Raw genomic sequence first — 17,577 nt, 5'->3', positions numbered from 1 at the left:
GGCTGTGGTCGGCCCGGTCCGCAACGCGCCACCGGGGGCGGACGGGGCGGCACGACTATCGGTGATCGTCCATGCGCACGAAGTCGCCGTGCCAGTCGTGGTACCAGACCTGGCCGGTGGCGGCGTTCACCGACAGCATCCCGGTGATCCGCCCCGATCGCAGGGTGTGCAGGGTGCAGTAGCCCGGGAAGGACTCCGGGTCGCCCGCGGTGAGCGTGGTGCCGTGCGCCCGGAGCCATCGCCGGGCGATGTCCCGGGCCTGCGAGGCCGACACGTCGGTGCCGCTCCGGCTGCCGTGGTGCATGCCGTAGTCGGTGTTCCACATCATCGCCGGCCCGTACTCGATCTGCACGGCACCGTCGGCCGGGTTGACCAGCACCTCGGTGGCCTGGCGGCCGGCGCCGGTCTCCAACTGGGCGTAGAAGTTGCGGGTGAACTGCATGACCTCGCCGACCCGCAGGCCGAGCCGGTCGGCGAAGGCGGTGGCCCGTTCACGGGCCCGGTCGAGCGTACGCACCGGATGGCCGTCGCCCGCGAGCCACCAGTTGCCCCGCATGCCGGATCCCATCATGCCCGGCGCCCAGGAACCGCCGTCGCCGCCCATCATGCCGGGGCTCTCGTCATCGCCCCACATGCCCGGTCCCCATCCGCTGGTCGGCCCCGACGGCGTGGGTCCGCCGCCCGCCAGGTCGGACGGGGCGCTGCCGGGCGCCGTCGACGTCGCCGACGGGGTGCCGGGTCCGGTGGCGTCGCCGCTCGCTCCGCACCCGCCGAGGGCCACCGCGCCCGCCAGGGCGAGGGATGCGAGGAGTACCGCATCGGTCCGCCTACGATTCATGATCCTCACTCCGCCGTCGATCCGGCCGCGGCCGCCCGTGCGGACCGCGCCTGCACGGTTCCGAGCCTGGCACCGTCCGGGGGGCCGGCTCACGGGCCGTCCGGCCCACGTCCCCCGGAGATCGGCCTCTTCGGGCATCCGGCGCCGGGGACGAGGATCCTCGGGCATTCCGGCACCGTGTCGTTCTGCCGATGCCGACCTCGCCGCGGTGCCGTGCCGGCCGCCGGCCGACCGGCAGCCCGGCCCGCCCCATCGGGAACCGGCCTGCCGCGCGGCCCGCTCGGGGACGGCGCCGCGCACCGTCGCATCCGGCCCGTGGCGAGTTGTGGGGCGCGGCTCCGACGGACCGTGCCCCGCCGCGGCCGGCTCAGGTGGTGTAGTCGGCGTTGAGCTTCACGTAGCCCTCGGTGAGGTCGCAGCCGTAGACCGTGAACGCGCCCTCGTCGATGCCGAGGTCCACCCGGACGACCACCTCGTCGCCGGTCAGGTACCGGGAGGCCTGCTCCAGCAGTGCGTCGCCCGGCTCCTCCGGGTGCATGGGGAGGTCGTCGAACCAGATGCGGACGAGGTGCGGGCTGATGTCGGTCTCGTCGTGGAGTTTGCCGATGGCCATCGCGATCCGGCCCCAGTTGGGGTCGGCGCCGTGCACGGCGGTCTTCACCAGGGGCGAGTTGACGACGCTCTTGCCGACCCGCTTGGCCTGGGCGTCGTCGCGGGCCCCCGTGACCCGGACCTCGATGAGCTTGCCGGCGCCCTCGCCGTCCGAGGCGATGTCGCGGACCAGGCGCAACGCGACCGTGTACAGGGCCTGTTCGAACTCGGCGAGGTCGACGGGGCCGGCCAGTCCGTTGGCGAAGATCGCGGCGGTGTCGCTGGTGGAGGTGTCGGTGTCGATGCTCAGCGCGTTGAAGGTGCGGTCCATCACCCGCCGGAACAGGGCGTCGAGTTCGGCGGCCGGGATGTCGGCGTCCGTGAAGAAGAACGTCAGCAGGGTGGCCATGTCCGGCTCGATCATGCCGACGCCCTTGGCGATTCCGGTGAGGACCGCCTCGCCGACCGGAACGCTGGAGCTCTTCGGGCGGGTGTCGGTCGTCATGATGGCCGCGGCCGCCGCCGGGTAGTCCGCCTCCGGGAACGGCCAGGACAGTGCGTCGAGGCCCTCCCGGATGCTCCCCATCGGGTAGGGGCGGCCGATCACCCCGGTGGAGCCGATGACCAGTTCCCCGGGGTCGATGCCGACGATCCCGGCGACCCTGCGGCGCACCTCGACGGCATTGTCCCTGCCCGCCTCGCCGGTCGCCACGTTGGCGTTCCGGGAGAGCACGACCATGCCGCGGGCCCGCCGGCCGGGCGCCGACTCGCGACTGAGGACGACGCTCGGTCCCGCGAAGCGCGAACGCGTGAACACGGCGGCGGAGCGGGCGGGCACCTCGGAGACGACGACCGCGAAGTCGTCCTCGGCGTCCTTGAGCCCCATGTTCCTGGTCACCCCGCGAAAGCCCTTCGGGCCCGTGATCGTCATGGTCCACATTCCTTCTCGATGAATGAACATTCTGATCACTGCACATTCTGCCAAGCCGGGCAGCGAAGTACGCAGGCTTTTTCACCAGTCACAGCACGACGGGGCGGGACATCTTCTGCATAAATATTCCATCTCTGAGTGAGGAGAGTCCGCACCGACCATCGACACGGCCACCGCGACCGTGAAGTGCGGGCGCTTGCCGAGGACATGGCCCCGGTCGGGTTCTCCCAGGCGCACGAGCGGAACCCGTTCGGTCGGGAGCGCATGCGCGGGCCGTCGCCGCCGATGACCGGTCTCCACGGCGAGGGCGGGCTCCGCGGAGTCGCGCCGGCGCCGGCCGGCTTCCCGCGGTCGCCTACCCGGCGGAGACCGGTGCCGAGGACCGTCGCGATGCCGCGCGGTCCAGCCGGGCACGGCGCGCGAGGGACGCGGCGGCGCTCCCCCACTCGGGATGAGTGAAGGCGAACCCGGCTGCGCGCAGCCGCCCCGGTACCACCCGGCGGCTCTTGAGCAGCAGTTCCGTGTCCGTGCGCAGCGCGAACGCCCCCAACTCGGCCATCCAGCGCGTCGCCGGCAGGCCCACCGGAACGCCCCGTGCCGCGCGCAGCACCCGCATGAACTCGCGGTGCGGGAGGGGGTTCGGCGAGGCGAGGTTCACCGGCCCGTCGAGGTCGTCACGGGCGATCAGGAACTCCACCGCCCGCACGAAGTCCTCGTCGTGGATCCAGGAGACGTACTGCGCACCGCCGGCCACCGGCCCGCCCAGCCCGAGTCGCGCCAGCCGGGACAGTACGTCGAACACGCCGCCCCGGTCCGGGCTCATGACCATCGCCGAGCGCAGGGCCACCTTGCGGGTCCCGGGGGCCGGCGCCTCGGACTGCGCCCGTTCCCAGTTCTTCGCGATCTCGACGCTGTACGCCCAGTAGTCCGGCACCCCGGGCTCCGCGCCTCCGATCAGCCCGGTCGCCTCGTCGTGCGCCGGGTCGAACCGGTGGGAGTAGATCGTCGCGGTGCTCATCTGCAGCCAGACCCGCGGTGGCCGCGCGGCGGCGGCGATCGCCTCGCCCACCACCCGCGCCGAGTCCACCCGTGAGTCCATCATCGCCCGCAGGTTCTCGGGGGTGTAACGGCAGGAGACGCTGCGCCCGGCCAGGTTGATCACGGCGTCGCAGGCGTCGAGTGCCGCGGCCCAGCCGCCGAGCGTGGCCCCGTCCCATCCGATGTGGTGCGCCCGCTTCGGACGCCGGGTCAGCACGGTGACCCGGTGTCCGGCCGCCGTCAGCGCACGGTCGAGGATCGCACCCACCTGTCCGGTTCCCCCGGGCAGTACCACCTTCATCGAACCCCCTCGGCCCGGCCACTGCTTTCCGGATCAGCGTAGCCCTGTTTTTGAACGCGTTCAACTCGACACCCAGGGGGATCGGGTCGGCGCTCCGCTCAGGGATGGCCGGGGGCGGGCGGCGCGGTGAACACGTCGACCAGCGGGGCGGGGGCCTGCGGGTGGAAGAGGATGCCGAGCGCCTCGGCGGACTCGTGGGCCTTCTCCGCGGCCCGGTCGAACATCTCCTGCTCGTAGCTCTTGACCGCGGTGCCGGTGTCGCCGGGATGGGCGAGCAGATGGCGGGCCAGTTCGGCGCCGTCGAACAGAGCGAGGTTGGCGCCCTCGCCGGCGAAGGGGGACATCAGGTGCGCGGCGTCACCCAGGAGCGTGACACCGGGGCGGGTCTCCCAGCGCAGCCCGGCGGGCAGCGCGTGGATCCGGCGCGGGGTCGGCGGGCCGTCGGCGTCGGCGACCATGCGCCGCAGGGCGGGGTCCCAGTCGCCGAAGTGCGCCAGGACGGCCGCCTTGACGGCCGGGGTGTCGCCGAAGTCGATGGTGTTCAGCCACTCCTCCCCGGTACGCAGCGCGACGTAGAGGTGGAGGCTGCCGTCGGTCTCGCGGTGACCGAGGAAGCCCTTGCCGTCGCCCAGCGCGAAGAACATGCCCCCACCGGCGAGAGAGGCGGCCTCGGGATGGCGGACGTCGGCGTCCCGGAGGTCGAGTTCGACGAAGGAGACGCCGGTGTAGGCGGGCGTCGCGTCGGTGAGCAGCGGCCTGACCCTGGACCAGGCGCCGTCGGCACCGACGAGCAGGTCGGTGGTGAACCGGCGCCCGTCGGCGAGTGCCACCTCGTGACCGCCGCCGCCCAGCGGCCGCACCGCGACCGCCTTGGCCCCCCACTGAACGGCACCCTCGGGCAGCGAGCCGAGCAGGAGGCGGCGCAGGTCGCCGCGGTCGATCTCGGGTCGGCCGCCGTCGGGGTCGTCGGCGTCCTCGTGGGCCACGGCGGCGTGCTTGTCCAGCACGCGCACCGCCTGCCCGCCCGGGTGAACCCGGTCCAGGAACTCCTCGTGCAGGCCGGCCCGGCGCAGCGCCTGCTGTCCGGTGTCGTGGTGGATGTCGAGCATGCCGCCCTGGACACGGGCGTCGGCGGAGGCGTCGAGTTCGAGGACGGGGGCGTCGACGCCGTGCACGTGCAGGACACGTGCGAGGGTCAGGCCGCCCAGGCCGCCCCCGAGAATGGCGAGGGGGAAGTGTGCAGTGGTCATGCCTTGACAGTAACGAACATGTTCGTGACGAACAAGTTCCTCATGCGGGGTCCGCGGTGCGGAAGGTGTCCGGGCGGGTGACCAGGATGCTGTTGAGCAGGGCGTCCACCCGCCAGCGGCGCCGCTCGGCCGGAGTACCGGAGACCAGGTCGCCCGCCCGTTCCCGCACATGGGGATGCGTGTCGGGCGAGGCCTCGACCACGGCGCGGCGGAGCCGGTCCCAGTCCTGCCGGGCGGCGGAGTCCTCGCGGCGCGAGGAGTGCTCGGCGGCCGTCGCCGTCGAGGCCTGCAGCAGGATGTCGACCCCCCAGGCGGCCTGGAGCCCCGGCACGCCGCCTTCGGCGAGCAGGGCGAGGAGGGCCTCCAGGAGAGCGAGGTAGTTCTCGCCGGAGGGCCGGGCGACCAGGGCCGACCGGGCGAGCGCCGGGTGGGCGAACAGGACCTCCTCGTAGCCGGCGAGTACGGCGTCCAGTCGTGCGCGCCAGGACGCGTCGGCCCCGCCGGCACCCAGGTCGACGCGCCCCAGCAGCCGGTCCAGGATGGCGGCGTGCAGCTCGCCGGTGTTGGCGAGGTAGACGTAGAGGGAGGCCGGGCCGGTGTCGAGGGCCTGGGCCAGGCGGCGCATCGTGACGCGCTGCAGGCCTTCCTCCTCCATAAGGGCGACGGCGGTGTCGATGATGCCCTCCCGTGTCAGGGCTGGCTTGGCGGGCCGCTCGCGGCGGCTTTGCGGAGTGGGCATGACGTCGAGTCTATGACCAAACATGTTCGGCACGAACATGTGCGGTCCGAGCGGTCCCTCCTCACCGAGGGTGACGGGTGCAGCCTGCCGCACGGGCCGGCCCCGACCCACGCCGACCCGCCTCGAACTGCACCAGTGGTGCGTGTCCGCGGTAGGCCCGAGTCGCCGGACGGCCGCCACGGCCCCAATACGCCGCCCGGCCCGACCCTGGGGCGAACGCGTTCGCAACGATCGCGTTCGCCCGTTGGTGGCGCACCCTCACACGCGGCGCAGCCGCACCAGAGCGCTCGCGTGATCGCCGGCCCCGAGGTCGGGCACGGGCAGTCCGAAGGCGCCCAGGGTCGCCCCGGACCACTGCGCGCCGGTGTCCTCGTCGCGGTAGCGGGCGTCCGGATCGAGCCCGTGCAGGCGCAGTGGCGGCGGGGGTGTCCGGCAGGCGGCGAATCCGGCGGCGGGGCGCCAGACCAGCACCACGCACCGTTCGGCGGCGCGGTCCACGTACTGCACGGCGGTGAGCGGCCCCTCCCCCGGTGCCAGCAGCCGGTGCAGCCTGCCGTGCTGGACGACGGGGCGGACGTCCTTGTAGAGGGCGACGAACTCGGCCGCCTCCTCGAGTGCGGTACCGGTCCAGCGGGCGAGGTCGCCGCCGATACCGAGGACCCCCGCCATGGCGGTGTGGAAGCGGAAACGCAGCGGAACCGTGCGGCCGGTCAGCGGATTGGGGCTGTCCGTCACCCAGGCGGTCATCACGCCCGGCGGGCAGACCTGGGTGAAACCGTGGTGGACGGCCAGCCGGTCGACGGCGTCGGTGTTGTCCGAGGGCCACACCTGGTCGGTCCGCGCGAGCATGCCCGCGTCGATCCGTCCGCCGCCGCCCGCGCAGGACTCGATGCGCAGGTGCGGGAACTCCGCCCGCAGCCGGTCCAGCACGCGGTGCACCGCTCTGGCGTGGTGGACGTGCGGGTACCGGCCGTCGGGGCGGCCGCGTGCGCCCGCTTCGGTGAACGACCGGTTGAAGTCCCACTTGAGGAAGTCGACCGCGTTCTCCCGGACGATGTCGCGCAACCGGTCGAGCACCCAGTCCGCCACCTCCTCGCGGGAGAGGTCGAGGACCAGTTGCCGGCGCAGTTCGGTGGCGTCGCGGTCGGGAAGGTGCAGCACCCAGTCGGGACGGGTGCGGAACAGTTCGCTGTCCCGGTTGGCCATCTCCGGCTCGACCCACAGTCCGAAGCCCATGCCGAGCCTGTGGACCTCGTCGGCGAGGGGTCGCAGCCCGCGGGGGAAGCGCTGCCGGTGGGGTGTCCAGTCGCCGAGGCCCGCCCCGTCGTCGTCCCGGGCGCCGAACCATCCGTCGTCGACCACGAACAGCTCGACGCCCAGCTCCGCGGCCTTGCGGGCCAGAGCCAGCTGGTTGTCCTCGGTCACCGAGAAGGAGGTGGCCTCCCAGGAGTTGTAGAGCACGGGCCGCAGTTCGTCGGGGTGCGGCAGGACGCGGCCGCGCAGGTGGGTGTGGAAGGCCCGGCTCGCCTCGCCGAAACCGCCGGAGGTGTGCAGCGCCGCGGTGACCGCGGTGGTGTGGCGGCGACCGGGAGCCAGGGACAGCTCGGTGCCCTCGTGCCCCTCCCCCGCGATGACGCCGACCCGGCCGGCGGCCGTGTGCTGCACGGTGATCCGCCAGCTCCCGCTCGCCGCGAGGGCGGCCAGCCACACCTCGCCGGACTCCTCGCCGGCGCTGCCGTCGTCGAGGGCCACCCAGGGTGCCGCGTCGTGACCGGTGTGGCCGCGGCGGCTGCCGAGCACGGTCTCCCCCACCGGCAGCGGGGTGCGCCGGAGGCGGTTCTCCGCCGCCCACGCGCCGTGCACGCTGCTCAGTCGCGGGCCTGCCGGCCGCTGCGGCAGCGGCCAGTGGGCGGAGGCGTACCTGATCAGCAGGACGGGATCGTCCCCGGGCCGGCCGGTGTGGAGGAACTCCGTCCAGCGTTCCAGGACGTCGCCGTCGGGCGGGACGCGGTAGTGGAGTTCCCAGGCCAGTGGCCGTGTGCGGTCGTGGAGGGCGATGACCAGGTGTCCCGGCTCCGCCTCCGTGACGTGGTCGACACGCGGTTCCAGCGGACTGCTTCCGTCGGCGAAGCGGACCTCCAGCGCGGGTGCCGCGAACCTGCGCCCGCCGTCGACGGGGTACTCCTCCACGCCGTCCAGGCGGCCGGAGAAGCTGTCGTCGTGGTCGGCCCACACCGGCAGCAGGGCGGCGTCGTCGAGCGGCAGCGGCGCACCCCAGTGGACGTGCAGGACGGTGTGGGCGGCGCGGTCCACTCGCAGGACGTAGCAGGTACGGGGGGTGTTCAGGACGACGGTGCCGGTGTCCGCGTCGATCCGGACGCGCGGCGGGGTGCCGGTGCGGTCGGGGCGACCGGTGACGGTCGCGGGGTGTTCAGCCATGGGGTTCACTCCGGTCCTCCCTCACGACGGCCACTCCCCCGCACGGTACGAGGGCGAGTCCGTCGCGGACGGCGGTGGCGGCCAGGCCGGTCGCGTGTCCGACCGGGACGGTCGCGTCCTCCGCCGTGTGGTTGACGAGGAACAGGTAGGAGCCGTCGGGGCCCTCGCGGCGGACCGCTTCCACCCCGGGCGGGGTGGCGGCGGCCGGGCGGACGCCCGCCTGCGCGCACAGGTCGCGGACCATGCCGCCCAGGGCCGCCGTGGAGGGGCAGGTCGCCACGTACCGGGCCGTTCCCCGGCCGTGGAGGTTGCGGGTCATGGCCGGTCCCCCGCGGGCGGGGCCTCCCTGCGGGCCGTCGGCGAAGCGCAGGAGGGTGGTGGCGGTGTCCGGTTCGACGCGTTCGGCCCACCGGCGGGCCGTGGTGCCGTCCTCGAGGCGGGCGTCCTGCCCGGGCCGCAGGGGCAGGTACTCGTCGACGCGGATCCCGAGCAGCTCGCGCAGGGCTCCCGGGTGGGCGCCGGGCCGGATGCGGTCGTGGGCGTCGACGACTCCGCTGAAGCAGCCGACGGCCAGGTGTCCGCCGTGCTCGACGTACCGGTCGAGGTTCTCGGCGTCGGCGTCGGTCAGCAGGTAGAGGTTGGGGGCGAGGACCGCCCGGTAGCGTGAGAGGTCCGCTCCGGGGGCGACGACGTCGCAGGTGATGTTCTCCCGCCACAGCGCCTCGTACCAGTCGCGCACCTGATCGAGGTGGTGCAGGTGCGCCGAGGGACGCGCCTGGAGTTCCAGCGCCCACCAGGAGTGCCAGTCGAAGAGCAGTGCGACGTCGCTGTGCACGCGGGTTCCGGTCACCTCGGCGAGGGTGGCGAGTTCGGCGCCGAGCGCGCTCACCTCGCGCCAGATGCGGCTGCGGGTCCCGGCGTGGGGCACCATCGCCGAGTGCCACTTCTCCGCTCCGGCGCGGGACTGGCGCCACTGGAAGAACAGCAGTCCGTCGGCGCCGCGGGCGAGGTGCGTGAGGCTGTTGCGCCGCATCTCGCCCGGCTGCTTGGCGGTGTTGACGGGCTGCCAGTTCACGGCCGAGGTGGAGTGCTCCATGAGCAGCCACGGCCGGCCGCCGGCCATGCCGCGGGCGAGGTCGGCGTTGAGCGCGAGGTCGATGTGGCCGTCGGGGTCGTGGGCGGGCAGGTAGTGGTCGACGGAGACGACATCGCATGTGCGGGCGAAGGCGTGGGCGTCGACCTTCTTCTCCAGTGTGCCCATGAGGTTGGTGGTGATCGGGACGCGGGGGGTGATCCGCCGCAGCAGGCCGGCCTCGGCGCGGTGCCGCTCCAGGAGCGCGTCGGAGGAGAACCGGAGGTAGTCCAGTTCCTGGCCCGGGTTCCTGAAGGCCGTGGTGTCGCGCGGGGGGTCGATCTCCTCCCAGTCGCCGTACCGCTGGCTCCAGAAGTCCGTGCCCCAGGCCTCGTTGAGCGCGTCGAGGTCGCGGTAGCGGGCGACGAGCCAGGTACGGAAGGCGGCGGCGCTGGCGTCGCAGTAGCACAGCGCGTTGTGGTTGCCCCACTCGTTGTGGACGTGCCACAGGGCCAGCGCGGGGTGTTCGGCGTAGCGGGTGGCGAGGGCCGTGACCAGTTCGTCCGCGGCCTGCGCGTATGCCGGGTGGCTGGGGCAGAAGCACTGGCGGCTGCCGTGGGCGAGGCGGGTGCCGGAGGCGGTGACCGGCCGGGCGTCGGGGTGCCGGCGGGTGAACCAGGGCGGAGGCGCCGCGGTCGGGGTGGCGAGGTCGACGGCGATGCCGTTGCCGTGCAGCAGGGCGAGCACCTCGTCGAGCATGCTCCAGTCGTAGGTGCCGGGTTTCGGCTGGATGCGGGACCAGGAGAACACGCCGACGGTGACGAGGCCGACGCCCGCCTCCCGCATCAGGCGGACGTCCTCGCGCCAGACGTCCCGGGGCCACTGTTCGGGGTTGTAGTCGCCGCCGTAGGCGATCCCGCCCAGTCTGGCGGTGAGTTCGGTGAGGCGGTGGGTCATGACTTCACCGCTCCGGCGGCGAGCCCGGCGCGCCAGTAGCGCTGCAGGAGCAGGAAGGTGAGGACGATCGGTACGACGGAGACCATGGCTCCCACGATGGTGAGGGTCTGGAGTTCGGGCAGTCGGCTGGTCTGGGACTGCCAGGTGAACAGGCCCAGGGTGACGGGGTAGAGGCGGTCGTCCTGGAGCATCACCAGGGGCAGCAGGAAGTTGTTCCAGATGACGACGAACTGGAACAGGAAGACGGTCACCAGGGCGGGTGCCATCAGGCGCAGCGCGATGGTGCGGAAGATCCGGAACTCTCCGGCTCCGTCCATCCGTGCCGCCTCGATCACCTCGTCCGGTACGGACGCGGCGGCGAAGATGCGGGACAGGTAGACGCCGAACGGGCTGACCACGCTGGGGAGGAAGACCGACCAGAACGTGTCGGTGGCGTCGACCTGCGCGAACATCAGGAACAGCGGCAGCGCCAGGGCGGTGGCCGGGACCAGCACGCCGCCGAGGACGACGGAGAAGACGACTTCCCGGCCTCTGAAGGCGTACTTGGCCAGCGCGTACCCGGCGGCCGCCGCCAGCAGGGTGGCGACGGCGGCGCCCGCGCCCGCGTACAGCAGGCTGTTCAGCAGCCAGTGGGCGTACACGCCGTCCTGCTGGTGGAAGAGCGCGCTCAGGTTGTCGCGCAGGTGCCAGCCGACGGGCAGCAGTCCGGGGGTGCCGACCAGGTCGCTCTGGCTCTTGGTAGCCGAGATCAGCAGCCAGTAGACCGGCAGCAGCATGTATCCGGCGACGAGCGCCATGAAGGCGAAGGCTGCCGCGGTCGGCCATCGGGTGGTTCGGCGGCCGGTGGAAGGGGGCACGGCGTGCGCCCCCGCGGTGCGGGTCAGCAGGCTCATCCCTGCCTCCTCGTGGTGAAGCGGAGGAACGCGAACGACAGGACGAAGGTGACGGCCGCCAGCAGCACGGACAGGGCCGCCGCCGCGCTGTAGTCGTCGCCGGAGGCGAGCGAGTAGGCGGCGAGGTTGGGGGTGTAGGTGCTGGTCACGCTCGTGGAGATGGAGCGGAACACCTGGGGTTCGGTGAAGAGCTGAAGGGTTCCGATGATCGAGAAGACACCGGTGAGGACGAGCGCGGGCCGGATGACGGGGATCTTGATGCGCAGGGCGATGGCGAGACCGCCGGCGCCGTCCACGCGGGCCGCCTCGGAGATGTCGGCGGGGACGGCCTGGAGGGCGGCGTAGAGGATGAGCATGTTGTATCCGGTGTAGGTCCAGGTGACGACGTTCCCGATGGACCACAGGATGCTGCCGGCGCCGAGCGGGTCGACCGCCAGGCCGGCCGAGCGCAGCCCGTCCACCAGGGGCGAGAGCCGGGGGTCGTAGAGGAACGCCCACATCAGGGCGGCCACCACGCCGGGGATGCCGTAGGGGACGAAGTACACGAGGCGGAAGAAGCGCTTCAGCCGGGCCACGGTGGAGTCCAGCAGCAGGGCGAGGACCAGCGCCAGGAGGAGCATCAGCGGGACCTGGACGAGGGCGAAGGCTCCCACCCGGAGCAGGCTGTCGGCGAAGAATTCCGCCTTCAGCACGTCGGCGTACTGCTCGAAGCCGGCGAACACCTCGTGGGTCCGGCCGAAGGTGCCGCCCACGCGCTCCTTCCTGTGCAGGCTCTGCCAGAACGCGTACGCCACCGGGAGCAGGGTGAACAGCACGAAGGGGACGAGGAAGGGGACGAGGAAGAGGTAGGGGGCCGCGGCGGTGCGGCGGGCGCGGCGGTGCGCGAGCGGGTTCTTGGCGACGGTCACGGGACGGCCTTCTCGGGTGCGGGTTCCCTGCCGCCGCTGCGGGCGGCAGGGAGGAGGCGGGTGTCGGACCGTGTCAGTCGGCGACGTCGAGGGACTGCTTGCGCAGCGACTCCGTGCTCTTGTCGTCGGCCTGCTTGAGGACGTCGCCGAGTGTGGTCTTCCCGCCGATCGCGTCGGCGGTGCCGTCGCTGAGGTACCGGTAGGTGTCGGTCATCGTGGGCCCCCAGGTGAAGCCGGTGTCCACGTGCGCCGACGCGTCGGCGAAGACGTCGAAGATCTTCTGCCCGCCGTAGAAGTCCACGGGCTTCTGCAGCGCGGGCAGTTGCAGGCCGGCCTTGGCCGCCGGGTACAGTCCGCCCTCGCGGTTGAGGATCGCGAGGGCCTTCGGGTCGGTGTTCAGCCACAGGGCGAACCGGGAGGCCTCGGCGGGGTGTTCGGTGCCGGCGAGGACGGCGGTGGTGGAGCCTCCCCAGTTGCCGGCCTGCTGCTCGCCGTCCGCCCACTGCGGCATCGGGGCGACGGCCCACTTGCCCGCGGTCGACTTCGCGTTGTCCCGGATGGTGCTGTACCCCCAGGCGGCGCTGATCCAGGTGACCACCTCGCCGGTGTCCCACGCCTTGTAGAGGGCGGGGGAGAAGCCCTGCAGGTCGGTCGCGACGAGCTTGTCGTCGATGAGCTTCTGCCAGTAGTCGGCGACCTGCCTGCTCTCGGGGCGGTCGATGCTGACCTTCCAGGCGTCGCCGTCGCGTTCGAACATGGTGGCCTTGTTCTGCCAGAGCAGCCCGGTGAACCAGTTGGGGTCGGTCTGGGAGAAGTGCGTGATGAGTTCGCCGTCCGCCTTGATCCTGCGGGCGTCCGCCGCGTACGCCTCCCACGTCTTGGGTGCGGTGAGGCCGAGGCGGTCGAAGACGTCCTTGCGGTAGAACAGCGCCATGGGCCCGGTGTCCTGCGGCACGGCCCAGATGCCGTCCTTGCCGCCGGCGCCGAAGGCGACCTGCGACCAGGTCCAGTCGACGAAGTCCTGCTGGGCGTCGGTCACTCCCGGGCAGCGGGATATGTCCCGCAGGCCGCTCTTGAGCCGGAAACTGGCCAGCGAGTCGTACTCGATCTGGCCGAGGTCGGGGGCCTTGCCCGCCTTCAGTGCGTTGGAGAGGTTCTGGTAGGTGCCCGCGTTGCCCGCGGGCGTCGTCTTCAGCTTGACCTGGATGTCGGGGTTCTCGCTGTTCCACAGGTCGACGGCCTGCTGCATCCCGGGCACCCAGGACCAGTAGTCCAGGGTCACCTTGCCCTGCGAGGGTGCGCAGGACGTGCCGGCGGCCGCTTCGTCGCCGGTGCTGCCGGCGCTGCACCCGGTCACCCCGGTGAGAGCCAGGACTGCTGCGCCGATCACCCAGCGCCGGGCGGTGGACGTGCGATCTCTCATCGCCATGAGGTTGCTCCTTGCACCGATGGTCCGCTCCCACGAAGCGGTGGGCGCAACCTTCACAACAGGAATCAACAGAAGTCAACAGTTCCGTCGAAAATACTTTCCTTCGTGACACCTGCGAGACCACCTCAGCGCTTCGAATCGGCGCCTCGAAACCCCCTCTGACCTGCTTTTTCACTGAAGTGGTGCGGGAGTGAGGGGCGCCGGAGGCAAAGAGCGGAATCGATTACGCGTAGCTGCGCGAGAGGCGTCGCGAACCGTATCTCCCCGGTGGGATGCCGCCGCGCCGCGCCGCCCTGCTCAGGCGGAGGCGCGCACGACGAAATGGGCCTGCACGCGCACCGTCTTGTGCACCTCGCGCCCGTTGAAGCGCTCGAGCAGCAGACGCGCCGCCTTGCGGCCGACCTCGTCCGCCGGATAGCGGATGGTGGTGAGCTGGGGGCGCACCAGCGAGGCGAAGGAAGCGTCGTCGTGACCGATCAGAGCCACCTCGCCCGGCACGTCGACGCCCAGCTCACGCGCCTTGTCGAGGGCACCGACGGCGATCACGTCATTGCCGCAGAACACCGCGTCCGGGCGGTAGGGCCGCGTCATCAGCTCGGCGAAGCCGCTGGCCCCGGCCTCCCGGGTGTGCTCGCCGCGCACGACCAGTTCCCGCGGCACGGCCGCACCGTACTGGAGCGCGAGCGAACGCAGCAGCTCCAGGCGGGGGTCGCCGCCCGTCGCGTCGCGCGGGCCGGCGATCATGGCGATGCGGCGCCGCTGCCGACCGGTGACGTGTTCCAGCGCCCGGCGTGTCGCGGTGCGCGCCTCGGGCGCCACGTGATCGACCCGCCCGAAGGGCACGTCGGCGCTGACGACGACCGGGACCCCGGCGGCCGCCACCGCCTCCAGCTCCCCGGCCGGAAGCCTGAACGGCGTGACCACGACGCCGGCGAAGCGCTGCTGCACGGCCTCCGCCAGCAGCGCGCGCTCCTCGTCCCGCCGCGCCCACGTGTTGCAGACGACGACGTGCATGCCCAGGCCGCGCAGTTCCTCCTGCAGCGCGGCGGCGAGCTGTGCGAAGAAGGGGTTCGCGATGTTCGGGACGATCAGCGCAACGAGGCTGGACCGCCCGGTGCGCAGCGTGCGCGCGGCGGTGTTCACGGCGAAGCCCAGCTCGTCGATGGCCGCCTCGACCGCCACCCGGGTCGCGGGCGCCACGGGGCGCTTCCCGGAGATCACATAGGAGACCGTGGCGGCGGACACCCCGGCAACACGCGCGACATCCGCCATGGTGACCCGTTCGCCCACCGACCGCACCCCTCTCTAGCCGGCCACAAACGTACTCCAGTCGAGCCACCCGCGGGGCCCCCACCAGGGGCTTCCGTCCTCCGCTCCGGCCCGGACCGGCCCACCCGGCGCGATGGGCGGAAACGGGGAGCCGAGGCGGTGGGCTACGCGCCCCGCCTGGCACACAACGGGTCATATACCTCCATAATGATGCTGTCCGAGGTCTCGACGGGTTGGTGAGGGCCGACGTGGACGGCAGCGGCGGGAACGGCAGCGGCGGTCACGACGGGTGCGACGACGCCCTGACGGAACTGGTGGTGGCCGTCATCGACGGCCGGGGGACGGTCCGGCAGTGGTCCGCCGCCGGCGCGGAGCTGCTGGAGCGGCCCGCCGACGAGGTGTGCGGTCGGCCCGTGGCCGACCTGCTCGCCGGGACCGGACCTGCGGGCGGCAGCCTGCCCGACCGGGCGACACGGGCGGCACTGCGACACGCCCGCGGGCACGGCGTCGCCGTCCGTTGCCGCGTGCTGCCGCTGGAGGGAACCGCCCTGCGTCTGCTGCTCGCGGTGCCCGCCGACCGTGCGGAGGAGTCGGAGCAGGGCGCGGCCCTGCTGCGTGCACTGTTCTCCCAGCAGCGGATCGGGCTCGTGCTGCGCGACCGCGGGCTGTCCGTCGTGCGCAGCAACTTCCCTCCCGCCAGCCCGCTCGCCCTGCCCCGGGGCAGCAGACCGGCCGACATGATGGAGGCAGCCGACGCCGAGATCGCGGAGGCCGGGCTGCGCGCGGTCCTGGAGAGCGGGGCGCCTCTGGTGGACCGCCCCCAGCACGTGCGCACCCTGTCCGAACCGGTGCGCGAGGCCTCGTTCTCGGTGTCCGCGGTGCGCACCACGGACCGGCGCGGGCGACCGTCCGGGGTCGCGGTGCTGCTGACGGACGCGACCGCGCGATGGCGCGCCGAACGGTTTCTGCAGTTGCGGCACGAGGCGGCCGTCCGCATCGGGGGCTCCCTCGACGTCGAGCACACCGCACGGGACGTCGCGGAGGTCCTGGTGCCCGACTTCGCGGACCTGGTGGCCGTCGACCTCTCCGAGCCCGTGCTGGCGGGCGACGAGCCGCCCAGGGCGCTGGGCGGCGGCGATCCCCATCTGCGCCGGATGGCGGTGCGGGAGGCGGACGGCCGGACGGCCGGGCTGCTGCGTCCCGGGGACGGCGTGCCGCCGCTGCCGGACCGGCCGGCGATCCGCGGCCTGCAGACGGGGCGGACGGTCGTCGCCGACCGGGCCGCGGTCGAGCAGGCGCTGGGCGACGACCCCCTGGGGCGGCGGCTCATCCCCGACGGCGGGCGCTTCCTGGCCGCCGCTCCCCTGTTCGCCCGCGGCCTGGTCCTGGGGATCATCGGCGCGTGGCGCACGGACCGCGACGAGCCCTTCGACGAGCAGGACGCCGATCTGCTGACGGAGATCGCCGTGCACGCCGCGCTCAGCATCGACAACGCCCGCCGCTACACGCGCGAGCACCGCGCCGCCGTCGCCCTGCAGCAGCGCCTGCTGCCCGCCTCCACCACGCACACCCCGGCCATCGAAGCCGTGGGCCGGTACCTGCCCGCGGCGGGAGGCGCGGAGATCGGGGGCGACTGGTTCGACGCGTTCCCCCTGCCCTCACTGCGGGTGGCGATGGTCGTCGGCGACGTGGTGGGGCACGGGCTGCACGCCGCGGCCACCATGGGGAGGCTGCGCACCGCCGTGCAGACACTGGCCGACCTCGAACTCCCGCCGGACGAACTCCTCACCCGGCTCGACGAGTTGGTGGCGCGACTCGCCACCGAGGCGGACCCGGCCGAGCGCGACGCGGTCGGCGCCACCTGCCTGGTCGCACTGCACGACCCGGTCACGCAGCGGTGCACGGTGGCCAGTGCGGGGCATCCGCCGCCGATCGTGGCGGAGCCCGACGGCTCGGCCCGCGTCGTGCCGGTACGCCCCGGCCCACCGTTGGGGGTGGGCGGGTTGCCGTTCGAGCCGACCACGGTCCACCTGGCTCCGGGCAGCTGGCTGGCCCTGTACACCGACGGCCTGCTCAACCGGAACGGCGACGACATCGACACCGGACTCGACCGGCTCGCCCGGCGCCTCTCGGGACTCCACCGGTCGGGGAGGCCGCTGGAGGAGGCCGGCCGCATCCTGACCACCGGGCAGGCCCCCGGACCGGCGGCCGACGACACCGCGCTGCTGCTCTCCCGCGTCCGGCCGCTGCGCCCCGACGCCGTCGCCGAGTGGGAGTTCCCGGCCGATCCCGCCACGGCGGCCGAGGCCAGGGCAGCGGCCTCCGGAAGGCTCGCCGCGTGGGGGCTGGCCCATCTCGACTTCGCCGTCGAGCTGATCGTCAGCGAACTGGTGACCAACGCGGTGCGGTACGCCGGGGCTCCGATCGGGCTGCGGCTCATCCACGACACCGTTCTGGTCTGCGAGGTCAGCGATCCGCGCAACACCCAGCCGCGGCTTCGCCGAGCCGCACCCGGGGACGAGGGCGGCCGCGGTCTGTTCCTGGTCGCACAGGTGAGCACCCGCTGGGGCAGCCGCTACGGGCAGTCGGGGAAGACCATCTGGGCGGAGCTGGACACGTCGCCGTAGACGTCGGGCCGGACGGCCGAAAGGTCGCTCCCCGCCTTTCCCGGTGACGGAGTACACCGGTCACGGCCGCCGGGACCGGATCCGCGGAACGGGCGCCGTACGCAGCGGGCGCCGTACGCAGCGGGCGCCGGGAGGAGGGCGCGCCGGCCCGGGTGGCCGGGCCCGGGTGTGCCCGGCGCCGTGCAGGAGTGCGGACCCGGAGCGCACGGCGGGTGTCGGCAGGACAGGGCCCTGCGCTCCGGATCCACCTCCGCCGCCCCTGCGCTCCGCGGAGCGCAGGGGCGGGTTCGGGAGT

12 protein-coding genes are annotated in these 17,577 nt (G+C 73.0%); 1 reads left to right on the top strand and 11 read right to left on the bottom strand.

Annotated features, from left to right (window positions below; genetic code table 11):
- Positions 1-55: 55 nt before the first annotated feature.
- The 11 genes from ACL02U_RS29130 to ACL02U_RS29080 form a co-directional block, all read right to left on the bottom strand.
- On the bottom strand, positions 56-838 hold the full coding sequence (locus ACL02U_RS29130) for a hypothetical protein (protein WP_412793969.1): 783 nt from the start codon (positions 836-838) through the stop codon (positions 56-58).
- Between the two features lie 367 nt (positions 839-1,205).
- On the bottom strand, positions 1,206-2,369 hold the full coding sequence (argJ, locus tag ACL02U_RS29125; protein WP_412793988.1) for a bifunctional glutamate N-acetyltransferase/amino-acid acetyltransferase ArgJ: 1,164 nt from the start codon (positions 2,367-2,369) through the stop codon (positions 1,206-1,208).
- Between the two features lie 346 nt (positions 2,370-2,715).
- Complete coding sequence (locus tag ACL02U_RS29120; RefSeq protein WP_412793968.1) at positions 2,716-3,699, bottom strand: TIGR01777 family oxidoreductase; 984 nt, start codon at positions 3,697-3,699, stop codon at positions 2,716-2,718.
- Positions 3,700-3,797: 98 nt separating this feature from the next.
- The gene (locus ACL02U_RS29115; protein ID WP_412793967.1) at positions 3,798-4,949 is read right to left on the bottom strand and encodes an FAD-dependent oxidoreductase; all 1,152 of its coding nucleotides are present in this window, start codon (positions 4,947-4,949) and stop codon (positions 3,798-3,800) included.
- Positions 4,950-4,989: 40 nt separating this feature from the next.
- Positions 4,990-5,688: a TetR/AcrR family transcriptional regulator gene (locus ACL02U_RS29110; RefSeq protein ID WP_412793966.1), complete on the bottom strand. Its 699-nt coding sequence runs from the start codon at positions 5,686-5,688 to the stop codon at positions 4,990-4,992.
- A gap of 258 nt (positions 5,689-5,946) precedes the next feature.
- Entirely contained in the window at positions 5,947-8,127 is a 2,181-nt protein-coding gene (locus ACL02U_RS29105) for an alpha-galactosidase (RefSeq protein WP_412793965.1), read from the bottom strand.
- On the bottom strand, positions 8,120-10,156 hold the full coding sequence (locus ACL02U_RS29100; RefSeq protein WP_412793964.1) for a beta-galactosidase: 2,037 nt from the start codon (positions 10,154-10,156) through the stop codon (positions 8,120-8,122). The genes ACL02U_RS29105 and ACL02U_RS29100 overlap by 8 nt, the downstream gene beginning before the upstream one ends.
- Entirely contained in the window at positions 10,153-11,049 is an 897-nt protein-coding gene (locus ACL02U_RS29095; protein ID WP_412793963.1) for a carbohydrate ABC transporter permease, read from the bottom strand. Before ACL02U_RS29095 ends, ACL02U_RS29100 begins: the two co-directional genes overlap by 4 nt.
- On the bottom strand, positions 11,046-11,957 hold the full coding sequence (locus ACL02U_RS29090; RefSeq protein ID WP_412793962.1) for a carbohydrate ABC transporter permease: 912 nt from the start codon (positions 11,955-11,957) through the stop codon (positions 11,046-11,048). The genes ACL02U_RS29095 and ACL02U_RS29090 overlap by 4 nt, the downstream gene beginning before the upstream one ends.
- 73 nt (positions 11,958-12,030) lie before the next feature.
- Positions 12,031-13,386, bottom strand: coding sequence for an ABC transporter substrate-binding protein (locus ACL02U_RS29085; RefSeq protein ID WP_412793961.1), 1,356 nt, complete (start codon positions 13,384-13,386; stop codon positions 12,031-12,033).
- Positions 13,387-13,683: 297 nt separating this feature from the next.
- Entirely contained in the window at positions 13,684-14,676 is a 993-nt protein-coding gene (locus tag ACL02U_RS29080) for a LacI family DNA-binding transcriptional regulator (RefSeq protein ID WP_412793960.1), read from the bottom strand.
- Between the two features lie 296 nt (positions 14,677-14,972).
- Between ACL02U_RS29080 and ACL02U_RS29075 the strand changes: the two genes are divergently transcribed.
- Positions 14,973-17,282 carry a SpoIIE family protein phosphatase gene (locus ACL02U_RS29075; RefSeq protein WP_412793987.1) on the top strand — a complete coding sequence of 770 codons (2,310 nt, stop codon included), beginning with the start codon at positions 14,973-14,975 and terminating at the stop codon, positions 17,280-17,282.
- The last annotated feature ends 295 nt before the right edge of the window (positions 17,283-17,577 follow it).

The sequence above is a fragment of the Streptomyces sp. MS06 genome, assembly GCF_047200655.1.
GTDB lineage: Bacteria > Actinomycetota > Actinomycetes > Streptomycetales > Streptomycetaceae > Streptomyces.
Note: the sequence above shows the minus strand (reverse complement) of the source record. Positions and strands in the feature narration are given on the sequence as shown.

Excerpts from the sequence above, each read along its gene's own strand:
- ACL02U_RS29120 (WP_412793968.1), bottom strand. The coding sequence starts at position 3,699 with ATGAAGGTGGTACTGCCCGGGGGAACCGGACAGGTGGGTGCGATCCTC.
- ACL02U_RS29085 (WP_412793961.1), bottom strand. The coding sequence starts at position 13,386 with ATGGCGATGAGAGATCGCACGTCCACCGCCCGGCGCTGGGTGATCGGC.
- argJ (WP_412793988.1), bottom strand. The coding sequence starts at position 2,369 with ATGTGGACCATGACGATCACGGGCCCGAAGGGCTTTCGCGGGGTGACC.
- ACL02U_RS29130 (WP_412793969.1), bottom strand. The coding sequence starts at position 838 with ATGAATCGTAGGCGGACCGATGCGGTACTCCTCGCATCCCTCGCCCTG.
- ACL02U_RS29100 (WP_412793964.1), bottom strand. The coding sequence starts at position 10,156 with ATGACCCACCGCCTCACCGAACTCACCGCCAGACTGGGCGGGATCGCC.
- ACL02U_RS29110 (WP_412793966.1), bottom strand. The coding sequence starts at position 5,688 with ATGCCCACTCCGCAAAGCCGCCGCGAGCGGCCCGCCAAGCCAGCCCTG.
- ACL02U_RS29115 (WP_412793967.1), bottom strand. The coding sequence starts at position 4,949 with ATGACCACTGCACACTTCCCCCTCGCCATTCTCGGGGGCGGCCTGGGC.
- ACL02U_RS29095 (WP_412793963.1), bottom strand. The coding sequence starts at position 11,049 with ATGAGCCTGCTGACCCGCACCGCGGGGGCGCACGCCGTGCCCCCTTCC.
- ACL02U_RS29105 (WP_412793965.1), bottom strand. The coding sequence starts at position 8,127 with ATGGCTGAACACCCCGCGACCGTCACCGGTCGCCCCGACCGCACCGGC.